The organism is Bordetella genomosp. 6 (assembly GCF_002119705.1).
GTDB lineage: Bacteria > Pseudomonadota > Gammaproteobacteria > Burkholderiales > Burkholderiaceae_B > Bordetella > Bordetella bronchiseptica_F.
Genome location: NZ_CP021107.1, coordinates 1,819,574 through 1,835,622, shown reverse-complemented (window position 1 = coordinate 1,835,622; position 16,049 = coordinate 1,819,574). Strand labels below are relative to the sequence as shown.

Genomic DNA, 16,049 nt, shown 5'->3' with positions numbered 1-16,049 from the left:
CATGCGGATATCATCGAAACACTGGACGCTGATCGTCCTGGCCGCGCTGATCGCCATCGCCCCGCTGTTCTTCCCTTCCGGCTATTACTTCCGGGTGGGCTCGACGATCTTCGTCAACGCGCTGGCGGTCACCGGCATCGTCATCCTGACCGGCTACGCCGGCCAGATCAGCCTGGGGCATGCGGGATTCGCTGGCATCGGCGGCTATGCCTGCGCGCTGGCGCCCGTGCACCTGGGGCTGCCCTCGGCGCTGTCGGTAGTGCTGGGCGCGACCGTCTCGGGCGTGCTGGCGTGGCTGGTCGGACGCCCCATCCTGCGCCTGAAAGGCTACTACCTGGGCGTGGCTTCGCTGGGCTTCGGCATCCTGGTCGCCATGGTGCTGAACAACGAGCGCCAGCTCACCAAAGGGCCGGACGGCATCGCCGTGCCCGACCCCGGCCTGCGCGGCTTGTTGAAGGGCTGGGGCCTGGAGCTCTCCAACGGCCAGTTCTGGTACGCCATGACCGGCATCGCGCTGCTGGCCGGGGCCTGGCTCGCGCTGAACCTCTATCACAGCCCGACCGGCCGGGCGCTGCGCGCGCTGCACGGTTCGGAGATCGCGGCCGGCACCGTCGGCATCGACGTGGCCGGCGCCAAGCTCAAGGCGTTTGTCGTATCGGCCGTGTACGCCTCGGTCTCGGGCTCGCTGCTGGCGCTGCAGAACCGCTTCATCACGCCTGACGTCGCGGGCTTCATGCACTCGATCGAAATGGTGACCATGGCGGTGCTGGGCGGCGTCGGCTCGGTCGCCGGCGCGATCTTCGGCGCGAGCCTGCTGACGCTGTTGCCGCAGGTGCTGACGGTGTTCGCCGACTACGAGCCCCTCATCCTGGGGCTGACCATGATGCTGGTCATGATCTTCCTGCCCGAAGGCCTGGTTCCGTCCATCATGCGCACGATACGAGGAAGGAAAAAATGAGCCTGCTGGAAATCCACGGCCTGGGCATCACCTTTGGCGGGCTGCGCGCCGTGCACGACGTCGCGTTCAGCGTCGAGCCGGGCGAGATCGTGTCTGTCATCGGCCCCAACGGCGCGGGCAAGACCACCCTGTTCAACATGATCTCGGGGATCTACCAGCCCGGCGCCGGCCGCGTCGTGCTGGACCGCGACGACGTCACCGGCATGGCGCCGTTCCGCCTGGCGCGCCGCGGCATGTCGCGCACCTTCCAGAACCTGCAGATCTTCCAGAACATGACGGTGCTGGAAAACGCCATCGCGGGCTTTCACCTGCAGGAGCAAGGCGCCCTGCTGTCCGATCTCTTCAACCTGCGCGCTTCGCGGACCCGCGCCCGGCGCGCCGAAGAAGGCGCCCGCGCGCTCCTGCGGCGCGTGGGCCTGGAGCGCGCGGCCGAACGCGAGGCCGCCAGCCTCTCCTACGGCTCGCTCAAGCGGCTGGAGATCGCCCGCGCGCTGGCGCTGCAGCCCAAGGTACTGCTGCTGGACGAACCGGCCGCCGGCTGCAATGCGGTCGAAACCGAGGAGATCGACCACCTGATCGCCGAGGTCGCCGCCACGGGCGTCGCCATCCTGCTGGTCGAACACGATATGAAAATGGTCATGCGCATTTCCAACCACATCGTCGTGCTCGATCACGGCGAGAAAATCGCCGAAGGCTCGCCGGACGCCATCAGCCGCGACCCGGCGGTCATCGCCGCCTACCTTGGAACCGACAGCCAGCCGGGAGAGCGCCCATGCTGACCGTGCAAGGACTACGCTCGTGCTACGGGCGCATCGAAGTGCTGCACGGCATCGACCTGCAGGTCGACAGCGGCGAGATCGTCACCGTCGTCGGCGCCAACGGCGCGGGCAAGACCACCCTGCTGCGCTGCCTGTCCGGCGTGCAGCCGGTCTCGGCCGGCGCCATTACCTTCCGGGGCGAGGCCCTGGCCACCGTGCCCGCCCATCGCCGCCTGGCGCGCGGGCTGGCGCACTCGCCCGAAGGCCGGCAGATCTTCACCAACCTCAGCGTCGAGGAAAACCTGCGGCTGGGCGCCTACCTGTACGCCGACCAACGGGTCGAGCGCGACATGGAAGATGCGTTCCAGATGTTTCCCATCCTGCGTGCAAAACGCCACCTGGCCGCCGGCGGACTGTCCGGCGGGCAGCAGCAGATGCTGGCGATGGCGCGCGCCCTGATGGGCAGGCCGTCCTGCCTGCTGCTGGACGAACCCTCGATGGGCCTGGCGCCGATCATCGTGCAGCAGATCTTCGACGTCATCCGCGGACTGAAGGCACTCGGCGTCACCGTGCTGCTGATCGAACAGAACGCCTACGGCGCGCTGCAGATCGCCGACCGCGGCTACGTCATGGAGACCGGCAACATCACCATGCAAGGAGCGGCGAGCGCCTTGATCGCGGACCCGCGCATACGCGCCGCCTACCTGGGAATATGAGCGATAACGCGCCGGCCGGCGCATTGCCCCCGGGGCCATCTGGCCCTACAATTAGAGGTTGCCTCAGTCATGAGTTCACGCGCTGCTTGTTGCTTCGCATCAGGCAGCGTCCAAGCGGGCGCGCCCGGCCTTCGTCAGGCACCGCCCACTGCAGGCGGCGAATGCACGACAAATGGCGGCACGACAAACAGCCATCGCGGCACTCGCGTCATCGGAGGTGTTTTGGCCCGTACGAGATCTGCGGATTACGAGAATATCCGCGACACCATCATCGAGCGCGCGGCGGCAATGTTTGCGCGCCAAGGTTACTCGGAAACATCCATCGGCGATATCGCCCGGGCCTGCGAGTGCTCGAAATCGCGCCTGTACCATTACTTCGACAGCAAGGAAGCGGTATTGCGCGACATGCTCACCACGCACGTCGACTCCCTGCTGGAGCGCTGCCGCCAGGTCCTGTACGGTTCGAATGAACCGAAGGCGCGCTTTCTCCAGATCGTAAAGCTGTTTCTCGAGATCTACGCCACTTCGCGCGACCGGCACGTCGTGATGCTGACCTGCCTGGACGCCCTGCCCGAAGACCAGCGCAAGGCGCTGATCGCCAAGCAGCGCGAGCTGATCGCCTATGTGCGCGACGCGCTCCTGCAACTGCGCCCCGACATGGCCGCCAACCGCACCCTGGCCCACGTCGACACCATGCTGTTCTTCGGCATGATCAACTGGACCTACACCTGGTACAAGGCCGATGGCAGCGTCTCGCCCGATGCGCTCGCCGAGCGCACCGTGCAGCTGTTCCTGGACGGCTACCTCAACCTGCCCTCGGCCTGATCGCGCAGCAACTGCATCGGCTCGAAGCCGGGACGCTCGACCTCGCCACGGCCGACCGCGCGACCGGCTTCCAGCAGCTTCTTGCCAACCATATACGCCCGCCCGTCATTGAGCGCGTCGACCGAAATCAAGCGGCCGGCGCGGAAGTACCAATGGGACTCGCCCTTGGCCGACGCATGGCTCACCACCGCGTCGTAGCCGCGGTTCAGGCCGACGATCTGCAGCTTCATGTCGTACTGATCCGACCAGAACCACGGGACGGGCTGGTACGGCCGTCCCTGCCCCAGCATATCGTCGGCCACCGCCTCGGCCTGGTCGATGGCGTTCTGCACGCTCTCGAGCCGCGCCGGCTCGCCGCCCAGCACGAACCGCGCGCAATCCCCCGCCGCCCACACACCGCGCGCCGACGTGCGTCCGAACGCATCGACCAGGATCCCGTCGTCGCAATCGATCCCGGCCGCCTCGGCCAGCGCCGTTTGCGGCGCCACGCCCACCCCGGCCACCACCAGGTCGCAGGCAATGCGCAGCCCGTTGTCCAGCTCCACGCCGGTCACGGCCTCGTCGCCCTCGGTGCGCGCCACCGAGCGACCCTCATGGATGAGCACCCCATGGCGCTGGTGCAAGGCGCGGATGGCCGCGGCCGTGGCCGGGCACGCCACCCGTTCCAGGATCCGCGGGGCGCGCTCCACCACCTGCACCGACAGCCCCGCCCGCGCCGCGACCGCGGCGGTTTCCAGTCCGATATAGCCGCCCCCCAGGACCAGCAGCCTGCGGCCGGCCAGGAACACCGGCTGCAGCCGCTGCACATCGGCCAGATTGCGCAGCTCGAACACATTGCCGCGGCCCGCGAACGCCGCGGGCAAGGGGCGTGGCGCGGCGCCGGTGGTCAACGCCAGCTTGTGCCAGCTATGGCGCTGGCCGCCGCAGCGCAGCGTGCCCGACGCCAGGTCCAGCGCTTCGACCGTGCCGCCCAGGTGCAGCGTAATGCCCTGCTCGCGCCAGAACTGCGCCGGACGCAGCCACAGACGCTCCTCCTCCCAGTCGCCCGCCAGGTACTTCTTGGACAGCGGCGGCCGCTGGTAAGGCGGCGCGCTCTCGGCGCCGAACACGTCGATGCCGCCCTGGAAACCGGCCTGGCGCAGGCGCGCCGCCAGCGCGGCGCCGGCCTGCCCGGCGCCTATGATCGCGATCTTTTCCATGGCCAATGCGTTTCCCGTAATTAATTAATCGACCGATCTGATTATTATAAGAACGCCCAGCCGGATTGCAATCTCCAAATTGCGCCGCCCGCGCGGATGCCACGCCGGGACGCACTAGAATGCCCTCATTCCCCCCCGCGCACGGACAGGAGCCGGCATGCCCAGAACCGCCCTCAATCCCGACACCGTCTTCGACTCCCTGCAATACGGCTTCAGCCAGGGACTGATCGTCACCGGGCAGCGCCGCATCCTGCTGTCCGGCCAGGTCGGCGTCGACGCCCAGGAACGCACCGTCGGCCCCGGCCTGAACGAGCAGACCGACGCCGCGCTGGACAATATCGAACGCGTGCTGGCGGCCGCCGGCGCCGCGATGAAGCACGTCATCATGCTGCGCCTCTACATCTGCGAGGACGCGCGCGGCGACCAGGAAGTCATCGCCGCCGCCCTGCGCCGCCGCTTTCCGGACAACCCGCCGCCCTCCTCCTGGATCATCGTCAGCGGCCTGTCGCTACCCGAATGGCTGATCGAGATCGAAGCCGAAGCCATGCTGGACTGAGCGACTTCTTCGCATTCAGCCTGTCCTGTTCGGCCTTGCGCTCGGCGCGTATCGCTGCGCGGTCAGCCAGCTTCACTGCTTTGCCCACGCAGGTCCGTCGGCCACGGCGCCGGCGCCGAGCAGGTACGGCGCGCGCCTCCCCTGAACGGGACGCTCACGCCTTCCCCCGCCGACCGCGCGGCAGCTGGAAATGCGGCCCGTCCTTGAGCGTCGTCCAGTCGCCGCCCCACTCCAGCGGTACCTCCAGCCTGGCCGCGCTCTGCTTCATCACCTCCGCCAACCGCTTGAACGACGCCCAGTCCGCCCAGGGAATGGTTCCGGCCGCCAGCGGCGCCAGATCCACGGCATGGGCCCAACCGTCCGGCTGGGGAATATGCAGACTGCACAGCGTCTGGCTGACGCCTTGGGCGAGCAGCCTGGACTGGCGCTGCGACGAGCGCGCGCCCTCCAGGACCATGAACCGCCCGTTGTATGCACCGGCCGCCGCCTCCACCACGGCCGCCAGGTCCGGATGCACCCCGGCCAGACGCTCGCGATCACGCGCCGATAGCTGAAACCCCATGGTCAACGCCCCCCGCGCGGCACGCCGAAGCCGAGCCGCCGGACGCGGCCACGAAGAAGAATCGACGCTGACATCGACAAGCCCCCAAACCGTTCTGAATTCCGGCAGGACGCCGGACTCTCCGGACGACGGTGTACGCCCGATGGCCTGTACCGTCATCCGCGCCCGATTAGTGGAATAGGCAACGCTCGCGTTCCATGCGTCAGCACCGCCGGCTGCAATCAGAAAGAATCAAGCCTCCCAGGCCGCGCAGGCGCCGGAAAAGAAAACAGCCGCCATTGCTGGCGGCTGCGGAAGGACTACACCTGCGGCAGAATCCAGGCCCCGTGTCCGCGCCTTGGGCGCGTCGGGCAGAAGGCGCACGGCCCAGGACTCCCGCGTGGCGAGCTCGGCATCGAGCCCAGTCCGCACCACACGAGCCTGACTAGATCGGGTAATGCCGCGCCTCATAGGCCTGCACCAGAGTCACCAACACGTCCAGCCGATCGCCATCGGGCGTACCCAGCCCAGGGTCCGACTCCATGAGCCGAGAAATTTCCTTCAGAGCCGACTTGTAATCGGCCTCGGTGCGTACGGGGCGGATTTCCATGTTCACTTCATCAGGCCACCTTGTGCTGGGCGCTCGGTTCCTTGAAGAAGAAGGCCAGCAATCCAGCACGATCAAATGCCGTACCGAATTCGTCGCAGGCTTGCCACAGTTGCTCCACGGCCTTCTTGCGCCACACTTTTCCGGCAAATCTGGTTCGTATTTCCTAGGGAAACGCGAGATAGAACGTCTTGAAGTCGGGAGCAGGCGTGGATATCTCCGTTGAGACGGCCGCCCCCAATCGGATAGGATTGAAATCCCACATACCAACCATTTCCGAGAGAAGATTGGCCATGAATCGAATTGGCGGCGTCGGTATCGCCTGGTACCGAAAAGAGGATTACGAGCGGGTACGCGCTATTTCGGACGACGCCCATACATTCCCCGATACCTTCGAGGACTGGGAGAAGCGTGCCGAGGAAAGGAGGGAAGAAATGCTCAAGCTGGGACACGTCGTCATCAAGGCATACATCGACCCGGATACATTCCCCGCCTGGTGCCGCGCCAACAGACACAAAGTCGACGCTAAAGGACGTATGGCATACGCATCCGCCGAGGCGCATCGGGTCACGTCGCACGTGCACAAGAACTGATATCGACATCACGCGCCGCCTCCTGCCGCTCTGGCAACTCGGGCCTGACGCGGTGCCACAGTCACCGGGGCGGAGATCGCACCGTCCTTCTCGCCAAATGCGCTCCAGCACGGAAATCGAAGCAGCCCTATGCATACTCAGCCTCCCGATGCGCTTTGTCCGCGCTGTCGTCAACCAGCGAACCAAGGCACAAGGCTGGCTGTGAAGATTCAATAGGTTGTATGCATGGTTCATCCGAACCGGATTTGAGAAACTGGAAATCGCCAAACCCCCAGTTCACACAAGAAGCCCGGCCGGATACCCCTGCGGTAAATCGCAGCGAAATTCAGCCCGGGCCGCTTGGCCTACACGGGAATCCGCGCGAGCACACGAGCACAATCTGAGCACAGTCCCGGTGTGGTTCCGGTATGGTGAGTGCAGAGGGCCGGAATGAATCCGGCCCTCATCTGGACTAAGTGCTTGCTGCACCTGGGTTTTTGGTAGGCCCCCCGAGAGTCGAACTCGGCACCAACGGATTATGAGTCCGCTGCTCTAACCAGGCATGAGCTAGAGGCCCAGGAAATGTTTACTGCCCTTCGAGGAAGCTCTTCAGCTTGTCGGCGCGGCTGGGGTGGCGCAGCTTGCGCAGCGCTTTGGCCTCTATTTGACGGATGCGCTCGCGCGTGACGTCAAACTGCTTGCCCACCTCTTCCAGCGTCTGGTCGGTGCTCATTTCGATGCCGAAACGCATGCGCAGCACCTTGGCCTCGCGCGGGGTGAGGGAGTCTAACACTTCTTTGACCACATCGCGCATCGAGCCGTGCAGCGCCGCGTCGGAAGGCGCCAGGGTGGCGGTGTCCTCGATGAAATCGCCCAGGTGCGAGTCGTCGTCGTCACCGATGGGCGTTTCCATGGAGATCGGCTCCTTGGCGATCTTCAGGATCTTGCGGATCTTGTCCTCGGGCATGTCCATCTTCTGCGCCAGGGTCGCGGGATCCGGCTCGGCGCCGGTTTCCTGCAGGATCTGGCGGCTGATCCGGTTCATCTTGTTGATCGTTTCGATCATGTGAACCGGGATCCGGATGGTGCGCGCCTGGTCGGCGATGGAACGCGTAATGGCCTGGCGGATCCACCACGTGGCGTAGGTCGAGAACTTGTAGCCGCGCCGATATTCGAACTTGTCCACCGCCTTCATCAGGCCGATGTTGCCTTCCTGGATCAGGTCCAGGAACTGCAGGCCGCGGTTGGTGTACTTCTTGGCGATGGAGATCACCAGGCGCAGGTTGGCCTCGGTCATTTCGCGCTTGGCCTTGCGGGCCTTGGCTTCGCCGGTGGCCATGCGCTTGTTGACGTCCTTGAGGTCCTTCAGCGGCAGCACGACGCGCGTCTGCAGGTCGATCAGCTTCTGCTGCAGTTCCTGCACGGCCGGGACCTGGCGTTCGAGGGTTTCGCTGTACGGATGGGCGGCAGCGACTTCGTCCAGCACCCACTGCAGGTTGGTCTCGTTGCCGGGGAAGGCCTTGAGGAAGTGCGAGCGCGGCATGCCAGCGCGGTCGACGCAGGTATGCAGCACCGCGCGCTCGAGCTGGCGAACTTCCTCGACCTGGGCGCGCAGGGTATCGGCCAGCTTCTCGACCATCTTGGCCGTGAAGCGGATGCCCATGAGCTCCGTCTGGATGATGTCCTGGGCCTTGAGATAGGCGTCCGACTTATAGCCTTCCTTCTCGTAGGACTGGCGCATCTTCTCGAACTGCTTGCTCACCTCGTCGAACTTGGCCAGGGCCTTGACGCGCAGGTCTTCCAGCTGCTTGCTGGACATGCCGCCGGCCGGGCCGTCATCGCCTTCGTCCTCGTCGGCGGTCACGCCGGCGCCGGCGTATTCCTCGCCGTCCTCGGGATCGACCAGGCCATCGACCACTTCGTCGATCTGGGCCTGGCCTTCGCGCACGCGCAAGATGTGGGCGAGGATTTCGTTGATGGTGGTGGGACAAGCCGAAATGGCCATCACCATGTGCTTGAGGCCGTCCTCGATCCGCTTGGCGATTTCGATTTCGCCTTCGCGCGTCAGCAGCTCGACCGAGCCCATTTCACGCATGTACATGCGCACGGGGTCGGTGGTGCGGCCAAAGTCGGAGTCCACGGTGGTGAGGGCGGCCTCGGCCTCGTCCTCGACATCGTCGTCGTTGGAGGCGACCGGCGCGTTCTCGCTCATCAGCAGGGTTTCGGCGTCGGGGGCCTGGTCATAGACCGCGATCCCCATGTCGCTGAAGGTGCTGATGATGCCGTCGATCGCTTCGGCGTCGACCAGGTCGTCAGGCAGATGGTCGTTGATTTCGCCGTAGGTCAGGTAGCCGCGGTCCTTGCCCAGCTTGATCAGCTGCTTGAGGCGATTGCGGCGCGCTTCGTATTCTTCGGGCGTGACGGGGCCGCGGGCGATCAGATCCTTGGGATCGGCCTTGCCGCGCTTGCCGCCGCGCTTGGGCGGCTTCAGGTCGGGCAGCACTTCGCCTTCGCCGTCCATGGAATCATCGAAAGCGTCGCTATCGTTGTTGGCGTTCTTCGCGGGACGGCCGGGGCGGCGGCCGCTGGGCGCCGGACGCGCGGCGCCGACCAGGTCGGCCAGCTTGTCCTCGGCCTTCTTGGCGCGCGCCTTGGTGGTCTTGGCCGGCTTGTCGGCGGCGGCCGTCTTGGCCGCGACCGTCTTGGTGGCCGCCTTCTTGGCGGCCGTCTTGGCAGCGGGCTTGGCGACCTTCACCGCAGTCTTGGCAGGGGCCTTTTCCGCCGCCATGCTTACGGCGCGCTTGGCCGTCGTGGATTGGGCAGTTGCCGCATCGATTGCAGAGGGGGATTTGCCTGTGGATTTGGTCATAGTCGCTTCCGTGGTCGTCGCAACCCATTGGGGTCATTGCACCGCATGAACGCGTTTTCGAGCATCGCACGAAACACGTCGACACGGGTAAAACAAGGCGGGTCCGCCGGCACGACGCGCTGCGCTGGTATCGCAGCCCGGCCCGCTTGCGGGCCGTGGCGCGTCCTTTCTGGCCCTGGGGCCCAAAGACGCGCCGGTACGCCATGCCGCCTGGCCGGCATGCCGGGCAACGCGCGGGGTTGTCTCGCCTGTTACAGGCCTGGTCAGCTCAATGGGCCCTGCCCTTCGCTGCTCTCCAAACACAACACCCGACTGCAATGCCACGGGACGATGTCCACGCCAGACTGCTGAACCTGCCTCCTGCTAATACGTTTGTAACATATCAGGGACGGACCTCGGGGCTGCCGCGCCGCAAACCGCAAAAGGCCATGCGCCGGCCCGGCACATAAATGCCGCCACCCGCCATGACCCTGCGCACCGTGCGTCAGCCGGCACCCGTCCATCCCCGCACACCCGCGGCAAGCGCCAAGCGCCCGCTCGCCAGTGCCACGCATTCAATTCGATGTCGCCACCGCCGCCCGCATTCCGCGGGCCTGAAAACACCCGGCGCAACGCCAGAACGGCAACACTCAAAACCGAAATTTCGCCTTTAAGCGAAAACCCTCGATCTTACCGCAATTACTGTGCCCCGGCATTCTTTAAGACCATGATTCTGCTCGACAGTTCCAGGTAGCGCCGGCGCGCCTCGTCGGTCGCCAGGCCGCTTTCGGCCAGCTTCGCCATTTCGGCGCGGGCCGCGTCGAACTCCATGCGCCGCAGCGCGTCGTCCCATTCGGTCTGCGGGTGCGGCAAGTCTTCCTGGGCCAGGACATCGGCGCGCAGGCCCTTGAGCACCACGTAGAGATCGGAATCCGGGTCGGCAGCCTCCATCAGCGCGCCCACGTGGCGCGCGCCACTGGTCTGCGCCAGCAGGATCAGATCCCTTACCAGTCCTAAATGGGGGCCATGGTCGATAACTTCAAGCTGCTGGTCACCCATGGTATCGACCAGTTCGGGGTGGGCCAGCAACAGGCAAAGCAGCCGCCTGGCCAGCGACGGCATGGTGCGGCGGCCTTCGTAACCGCCCGTATCATTGTCGCGGCGGCCCTTCCAGTCGCCCTTCTTGCCTTTCCAATCGCCTTTCTTGCCTTTCCAGTCGCCGCCCTGCCGGCCCTTGCGCTCCTGCCAGCCGCCCGAGGCCGGCATACCCGGCTCCCCGTCGACGGCGCCAACGGAATAGGCATCGGGCTCGAAGTCATGCACGGGCTCGAACGCCCAGTCTGGCGGCGCCTCGTCGGCATGCCCCGACCCGCCGTCGCGGCCGGCCGCCGGCGCGGACGCCTGGGCCGGCGCGGCGGCCGCAGCGAGCGGCCGGGCGGGTTGCTGGGCCAGCACCTGGGCCATTTCCTCGGGCGTGAGCTGCACCAGGCGCGCCAGTTCGCGTTCGATCTGCACGCGCAGCGCGCACTCGGGGATGGCGGCCAGCAGCGGCTTGGCCTCGTGCAGGCAGCTGGCCCGCCCCTCGGCCTCGCCCATGGTATGGCGCGAGGCCAGCTCGTCCAGCAGAAAGCGCGACAGCGCCACGGCTTCGCCCAGGCGGGTACGAAACGCCTCGGCGCCCAGTTCGCGCACGTACGAATCCGGATCGTGCTCGCTGGGCAGGAACAGGAAGCGGATGGCGATATCGTCGCGCAGCACCGGCAGGCAGGCCTGCAGGGCCCGCCAGGCGGCGCGCCGGCCGGCGCCGTCGCCGTCGAAGCTGAAAATGACCTTGTCGCTGGCGCGCAGCAGCTTCTTCACATGATCGGGCGTGGTCGACGTGCCCAGCGTGGCCACCGCGTTGGCGATGCCCTGCTGCGCCAGTCCCACGACGTCCATGTAGCCCTCGACCACCACGACCTGCCCCTCCTGGCGTATCGCCAGGCGAGCCTCCCACAGGCCATAGAGTTCATGGCCCTTGGAAAACAGCGGGGTCTCGGGCGAATTGAGGTACTTGGGCTCGCCCTTGCCGATGATGCGTCCGCCAAAACCGATCAGGCTGCCGCGCGCATTGCGGATGGGAAACATCACGCGCTCGCGAAAGCGGTCGTAGCGCCGCCCGTCCTCCGACTCGATCACCAGGCCGGCTTCCACCAGCACGGGATCATCGTAGTTGTCGAACACATGGGACAGGCCATGGCGGTCGGTACCCGACCACCCCAGCCCGAAATGGGCGGCGATCTCGCCGGTCAGCCCGCGTTGCTTGAGGTAGGCGATGGCCTGCGGCGAAGCGCGCAACTGGCGCAGATAGTGCGCCTGCGCGGCGTCGAGCACCTGCGTATGGCGCGACACCTCGGCCTTGCGGCGGGCCGATTCGGCCTGCTGGCGAGGACTGCGGTTTTCTTCGGGAACCGTGAGCCCCACGGCGGCCGCCAACGTGCGTACGGCCTCGGGGAAACTCGCGCCCGTATGCTCCATCAGGAAGGTGATGGCACTGCCGTGCGCGCCGCAACCGAAACAGTGATAGAACTGCTTGGTCGGACTGACAGTGAACGACGGGCTTTTTTCGTTGTGGAAGGGACAAAGGCCAAGCAGGTTGGCTCCACCCTTGCGCAGCTGCACATATCGCCCGACGACGTCAACGACGTCGACGCGGGCGAGCAAATCCTGGATGAATGATTCTGGAATCAATAGATTCGGGAATCAGGCATCAATACAGGCGCGGGGGCAGTTGCTGGCTACGAATCCGCTTGTAGTGGCGCTTCACCGCGGCGGCGTGCTTGCGCTTGCGCTCGGCCGTGGGCTTCTCGTAGAACTCGCGCGAACGCAGTTCGGTGAGCAAGCCGGTTTTCTCGATGGTGCGCTTGAAGCGGCGCAGCGCGGCTTCAAACGGTTCGTTTTCCTTCAGTCGAACGATAGGCATAAAGTGGTTGGCCTTTATGGATAGCAATAAGTGGGTAACGGTTTGACCACTAACCTGGCTTGGCTGCCGCGGCTATGCGCCCATGGCGACAAGCTAGGACAACTTGCCGCATCAGTAGCACAGCCCAACCAGCGTTTCCAGCCACCCTTGGTATTACCAGGAAACAAGACGCCAGGTTCGGTTTAGCGATAACCAGCGATTCTAGCACGATTGACGCCATTCTGACCAGGGGCAGCCCGTGGCGGGCCCTGGCCAGGCGGTCCGACCGGGCCGTTTTCTATTTGTAGCCTTTCCGGATCCAGGCTTCAAGCTGGTGCGGACGCAGGCTGTCGTAATCCTCGAACGGCTGGTGGATCCACGGATTGGTGGGCAATTTGTCGACAAAGTAGTCGGGCGTGGCCTGCGAATGCCCCTTCCACCACAGCACGGCGCTGCGCAACTCGGCAATGGCCGGGAACTGCTCGCTCAGGTGGGCATGCACTTTGTTGAACGTATGGCCGGTATCGACCATGTCGTCCACCAGCAACACCCGCCCGGACAGGGTGCCGCGCGTGATGGTGATGAACTGCGCGATGTCCAGGTTGCCCTGCTTGGTGCCGGCCGCCTCGCGATAGCTGCTGGTGGCCAGAATGCCCAGGGGCACATCGAAAATCCGCGACATGACGTCGCCGACCCGCACGCCGCCGCGCGCCAGGCACAGGATCTGGTCGAACTGCCAGCCGGACTGGTACACCTGCAGCGCCAGCCGCTCGATCAGGCGGTGGTAATCGTCCCAGGTCACCCACAAATGGCTATCGTCACTGCTCGGCGAGCTCATAGGCGGATATCTCCCTGCAAAAGAAAATGACAAGGCCGCCTGCGGAACGACCCGCGGCGGCCTGGCGAATAATAACCGAGGCCGCGCCACAACGGGGCGCGGCCCGCGGCGCCCTAGCCCTTGAAGGGGTGGCGCAGCACGATGGTTTCGTTGCGGTCGGGCCCGGTCGAGACCAGGTCGATCGGCACGCCACACACTTCGGCCACGCGCTCCAGATAACGGCGCGCGTTGACCGGCAGCTTGCTGTACTCGGTGATGCCGACGGTGGATTCGGTCCAGCCCGGCAGCTCTTCGAGCACCGCCTGCGCCTGCGCCACGGCGTGCGCGCCATACGGCAGCACGTCGCGGAACTCGCCGTTGACGCGGTAGCCCACGCCCAGCTGGATGGTTTCCAGGCCGTCGAGCACGTCCAGCTTGGTGATGCACAGGCCGGAAATGCCGTTCAGGCGCACCGAGCGCTTCAGCGCGGCGCCATCGAACCAGCCGCAGCGGCGCGGGCGGCCGGTGACCGAGCCGAACTCCTTGCCGATGGTGGCCAGGCGCGTGCCGATCTCGTCGACCAGCTCCGTGGGGAACGGGCCCGATCCGACGCGGGTCGTGTAGGCCTTGGTGATGCCCAGCACGTATTGCAGCGATTGCGGACCGACGCCCGCGCCGGCCGACGCCGCGCCCGCCACACAGTTGCTGCTGGTGACGTAGGGGTACGTGCCGTGGTCGACGTCGAGCAGCGCGCCCTGAGCGCCTTCGAACAGCAGGTTCTTGCCTTCCTGCTGCAGCGCGAACAGGTTGCTCGAGACATCGCGCACCATGGGCGCGATGGCCGGCGCCAGGGCCATGGCCTGGTCGCGCACTTCGTTGGCCGACACGGGCTCGGCGCCCAGGTATTGGGTCAGCACGAAGTTGTGGTAATCGAGCACCTCGGCCAGCTTCTCGTCGAACAGCGCCGGGTTGAAGAGGTCCTGCACCCGCAGGGCGCGGCGCGCGACCTTGTCTTCGTAGGCCGGGCCGATGCCGCGGCCGGTCGTGCCGATCTTGCCCTCGCCCTTGCGCGCCTCGCGCGCCTTGTCGACGGCCACGTGGTACGGCAGGATCAGCGTGCAGATCTCGGAGACCTGCAGGCGCGAACGGACGTCCAGGCCGGCCGCCTCGAGCTCTTCGATTTCCTTGAGCAGCGCTTCGGGCGACAGCACCACGCCGTTGCCGATGAAGCACGTGACGCCGTCATGCATGATGCCCGACGGGATCAGGCGCAGAATGGTCTTCTTGCCGTTGATCCACAGCGTGTGGCCGGCATTGTGGCCACCCTGGAAGCGCACCACGCCCTGCACGGACTCGGCCAGCCAGTCGACGATCTTGCCTTTGCCCTCGTCACCCCACTGGGTGCCGATCACAACTACGTTCTTGCTCATTTTACGAATCAATATCGAGTTTCTCGGGAAATCCGGAAATCTCCCCGCGGCCCTCCCGTTGCCAGGAGGGAGTTAGTCACAGCGTTCTGACCGTCCAGGCGCCATCCTGCAGCGCCAGCTCGCGATCGCAAACGAATTCGTCCAGGCCCTGCTCGTGACCGGGCAGTACCTGAACGACGATTTCGCCCGACCGGCGCAAACGACGCACGGCGTCGGTCAGGGCGGGGTCTTGTCCCCAAGGGGCGCGCACCGCGCGCGCCGGCTCGGCCGGCGTCAGGCCCGCCGCCAGCTTGCGCAGGTCGAGACTGAAGCCGGTGGCCGGGCGGGCCCGGCCGAAAGCGAGGCTGACATCGTCGTAGCGGCCGCCGCGCACCAGCGCGTCGTGCCAGTCTTCGGCATACACCGCGAAGGTCACGCCCGAGTGATAGCCGTATCCGCCGACGTCGGCGAGGTCCACGCTGAGCGTTACGCCAGGCATGGCATCGACCAGGGCCTGCAGGGCGTCCAGCGCCTGCGCCATGCCGGGCACCGCCGGCAGCTCGCGCCGCGCCCGGGCGATGATCTCGGGTCCGCCGTACAGCGTGGCCAGCGCCTGCAACGCGCGCACGGTATCCGCGCCCAGCCCTTCGACGCGGCTCGCCAGCTCGGCCAGCCCCGGCACGTCCTTCTCGCGCAGCAGCGTGCACAGGTCGCCGGCATGGCGCGAGGCCTGGGGATCGGCGTCGAAAATGGCGCGCATCACGCCCGAATGGCACAGGTCCAGGCGGGCATTGCGCACCCCGGCGGTAGCCAGGGTTTCCATGACCAGCTGGATGATCTCCAGGTCGGCCTCGAAGCCCGCATGGCCATAGATTTCCGCGCCGATCTGCAGCAGCTCGCGGCTCGACAGCAGGTCGGCCGGGCGCGCATGCAGGACGCTGCCGCAATAGCACAGGCGCGTCACGCCGGCACGGTTGAGCAGATGGGCGTCGATGCGCGTGACCTGCGAAGTCATGTCGGCGCGCACGCCCAGGGTGCGGCCGGACAGCTGGTCGACCAGCTTGCAGGTGCGCAGATTCAGATCGCTGCCGGTGCTCGACAGCAGTGAATCGATGTATTCGACCAGCGGCGGCGCGACCAGCTCGAATCCGTAGGTACGGTAGAGATCGAGCAATTCGCGACGCAGTTCCTCGATGCGCCGGGCCTCGGCCGGCAGAACGTCGGCAAGGCCTTCGGGCAGCAACCAGTTACCCATGGATTTCTATACCTGAATCACGCCCGGAACATGCGCGGGCGTTGCCC

Annotated in this window: 14 protein-coding genes, 1 tRNA gene and 1 pseudogene; 6 read left to right on the top strand and 10 right to left on the bottom strand. The window is 66.0% G+C overall.

Annotated features, from left to right (window positions below):
• The first annotated feature begins 1 nt into the window (after position 1).
• The 4 genes from CAL11_RS08675 to CAL11_RS08660 all read left to right on the top strand — a co-directional run bounded on the left by CAL11_RS08675 (position 2) and on the right by CAL11_RS08660 (position 3,257).
• Positions 2-958 carry a branched-chain amino acid ABC transporter permease gene (locus CAL11_RS08675; protein WP_068925822.1) on the top strand — a complete coding sequence of 319 codons (957 nt, stop codon included), beginning with the start codon at positions 2-4 and terminating at the stop codon, positions 956-958.
• A complete protein-coding gene (locus CAL11_RS08670; protein ID WP_033466111.1) occupies positions 955-1,737 on the top strand; it encodes an ABC transporter ATP-binding protein in 783 nt (260 codons plus the stop codon). The genes CAL11_RS08675 and CAL11_RS08670 overlap by 4 nt, the downstream gene beginning before the upstream one ends.
• On the top strand, positions 1,731-2,432 hold the full coding sequence (locus tag CAL11_RS08665) for an ABC transporter ATP-binding protein (protein ID WP_086092680.1): 702 nt from the start codon (positions 1,731-1,733) through the stop codon (positions 2,430-2,432). Before CAL11_RS08670 ends, CAL11_RS08665 begins: the two co-directional genes overlap by 7 nt.
• Before the next feature lie 222 nt (positions 2,433-2,654).
• Positions 2,655-3,257, top strand: a complete 603-nt coding sequence (locus CAL11_RS08660) for a TetR/AcrR family transcriptional regulator (protein WP_033466115.1) — start codon at positions 2,655-2,657, stop codon at positions 3,255-3,257.
• Here CAL11_RS08660 and CAL11_RS08655 read toward each other — a convergent pair.
• Complete coding sequence (locus tag CAL11_RS08655; RefSeq protein WP_244172925.1) at positions 3,233-4,456, bottom strand: NAD(P)/FAD-dependent oxidoreductase; 1,224 nt, start codon at positions 4,454-4,456, stop codon at positions 3,233-3,235. The two genes, CAL11_RS08660 and CAL11_RS08655, sit on opposite strands and share 25 nt — an antisense overlap.
• Positions 4,457-4,613: 157 nt before the next feature.
• Between CAL11_RS08655 and CAL11_RS08650 the strand changes: the two genes are divergently transcribed.
• Positions 4,614-5,012 carry a RidA family protein gene (locus CAL11_RS08650; protein ID WP_086092678.1) on the top strand — a complete coding sequence of 133 codons (399 nt, stop codon included), beginning with the start codon at positions 4,614-4,616 and terminating at the stop codon, positions 5,010-5,012.
• A gap of 154 nt (positions 5,013-5,166) precedes the next feature.
• On the opposite strand, the gene CAL11_RS08640 is transcribed toward CAL11_RS08650, so the two are convergent.
• Both CAL11_RS08640 and CAL11_RS08635 read right to left on the bottom strand, forming a co-directional pair.
• Complete coding sequence (locus CAL11_RS08640) at positions 5,167-5,574, bottom strand: M15 family metallopeptidase (protein WP_086094535.1); 408 nt, start codon at positions 5,572-5,574, stop codon at positions 5,167-5,169.
• A 427-nt stretch (positions 5,575-6,001) separates the two neighbouring features.
• Positions 6,002-6,169, bottom strand: a pseudogene (locus tag CAL11_RS08635) (transcriptional regulator); the annotation flags it as partial.
• A gap of 284 nt (positions 6,170-6,453) precedes the next feature.
• Here CAL11_RS08635 and CAL11_RS08630 point away from each other — a divergent pair.
• Positions 6,454-6,753 (top strand): hypothetical protein, encoded by a 300-nt coding sequence (locus tag CAL11_RS08630; protein ID WP_086092677.1) that lies wholly within the window; start codon positions 6,454-6,456, stop codon positions 6,751-6,753.
• Between the two features lie 477 nt (positions 6,754-7,230).
• On the opposite strand, the gene CAL11_RS08620 is transcribed toward CAL11_RS08630, so the two are convergent.
• From CAL11_RS08620 to CAL11_RS08590, 7 genes are all read right to left on the bottom strand, one after another.
• Positions 7,231-7,309: transfer RNA gene (locus CAL11_RS08620), tRNA-Ile, on the bottom strand.
• A 9-nt stretch (positions 7,310-7,318) separates the two neighbouring features.
• Positions 7,319-9,601: an RNA polymerase sigma factor RpoD gene (gene rpoD / locus CAL11_RS08615; RefSeq protein WP_167382468.1), complete on the bottom strand. Its 2,283-nt coding sequence runs from the start codon at positions 9,599-9,601 to the stop codon at positions 7,319-7,321.
• Between the two features lie 678 nt (positions 9,602-10,279).
• Positions 10,280-12,310 carry a DNA primase gene (dnaG, locus tag CAL11_RS08610; protein ID WP_033466125.1) on the bottom strand — a complete coding sequence of 677 codons (2,031 nt, stop codon included), beginning with the start codon at positions 12,308-12,310 and terminating at the stop codon, positions 10,280-10,282.
• A gap of 19 nt (positions 12,311-12,329) precedes the next feature.
• Positions 12,330-12,542 carry a 30S ribosomal protein S21 gene (gene rpsU, locus CAL11_RS08605; RefSeq protein ID WP_006218592.1) on the bottom strand — a complete coding sequence of 71 codons (213 nt, stop codon included), beginning with the start codon at positions 12,540-12,542 and terminating at the stop codon, positions 12,330-12,332.
• 277 nt (positions 12,543-12,819) lie between these two features.
• A complete protein-coding gene (locus CAL11_RS08600; protein ID WP_015063925.1) occupies positions 12,820-13,359 on the bottom strand; it encodes a phosphoribosyltransferase in 540 nt (179 codons plus the stop codon).
• 113 nt (positions 13,360-13,472) lie between these two features.
• Positions 13,473-14,768, bottom strand: coding sequence for an adenylosuccinate synthase (locus CAL11_RS08595; protein WP_033447747.1), 1,296 nt, complete (start codon positions 14,766-14,768; stop codon positions 13,473-13,475).
• Between the two features lie 76 nt (positions 14,769-14,844).
• Positions 14,845-16,002 (bottom strand): ATP phosphoribosyltransferase regulatory subunit, encoded by a 1,158-nt coding sequence (locus tag CAL11_RS08590; protein WP_086092675.1) that lies wholly within the window; start codon positions 16,000-16,002, stop codon positions 14,845-14,847.
• Positions 16,003-16,049 lie beyond the last annotated feature (47 nt).

What these genes read in the sequence shown, in the direction of transcription:
- CAL11_RS08655 (WP_244172925.1), bottom strand. Translation starts at nt 4,456, where the DNA reads ATGGAAAAGATCGCGATCATAGGCGCCGGGCAGGCCGGCGCCGCGCTG.
- rpoD (WP_167382468.1), bottom strand. Translation starts at nt 9,601, where the DNA reads ATGACCAAATCCACAGGCAAATCCCCCTCTGCAATCGATGCGGCAACT.
- rpsU (WP_006218592.1), bottom strand. Translation starts at nt 12,542, where the DNA reads ATGCCTATCGTTCGACTGAAGGAAAACGAACCGTTTGAAGCCGCGCTG.
- CAL11_RS08600 (WP_015063925.1), bottom strand. Translation starts at nt 13,359, where the DNA reads ATGAGCTCGCCGAGCAGTGACGATAGCCATTTGTGGGTGACCTGGGAC.
- CAL11_RS08665 (WP_086092680.1), top strand. Translation starts at nt 1,731, where the DNA reads ATGCTGACCGTGCAAGGACTACGCTCGTGCTACGGGCGCATCGAAGTG.
- CAL11_RS08590 (WP_086092675.1), bottom strand. Translation starts at nt 16,002, where the DNA reads ATGGGTAACTGGTTGCTGCCCGAAGGCCTTGCCGACGTTCTGCCGGCC.
- CAL11_RS08595 (WP_033447747.1), bottom strand. Translation starts at nt 14,768, where the DNA reads ATGAGCAAGAACGTAGTTGTGATCGGCACCCAGTGGGGTGACGAGGGC.
- CAL11_RS08630 (WP_086092677.1), top strand. Translation starts at nt 6,454, where the DNA reads ATGAATCGAATTGGCGGCGTCGGTATCGCCTGGTACCGAAAAGAGGAT.
- CAL11_RS08640 (WP_086094535.1), bottom strand. Translation starts at nt 5,574, where the DNA reads ATGGGGTTTCAGCTATCGGCGCGTGATCGCGAGCGTCTGGCCGGGGTG.
- CAL11_RS08650 (WP_086092678.1), top strand. Translation starts at nt 4,614, where the DNA reads ATGCCCAGAACCGCCCTCAATCCCGACACCGTCTTCGACTCCCTGCAA.
- CAL11_RS08670 (WP_033466111.1), top strand. Translation starts at nt 955, where the DNA reads ATGAGCCTGCTGGAAATCCACGGCCTGGGCATCACCTTTGGCGGGCTG.
- CAL11_RS08675 (WP_068925822.1), top strand. Translation starts at nt 2, where the DNA reads ATGCGGATATCATCGAAACACTGGACGCTGATCGTCCTGGCCGCGCTG.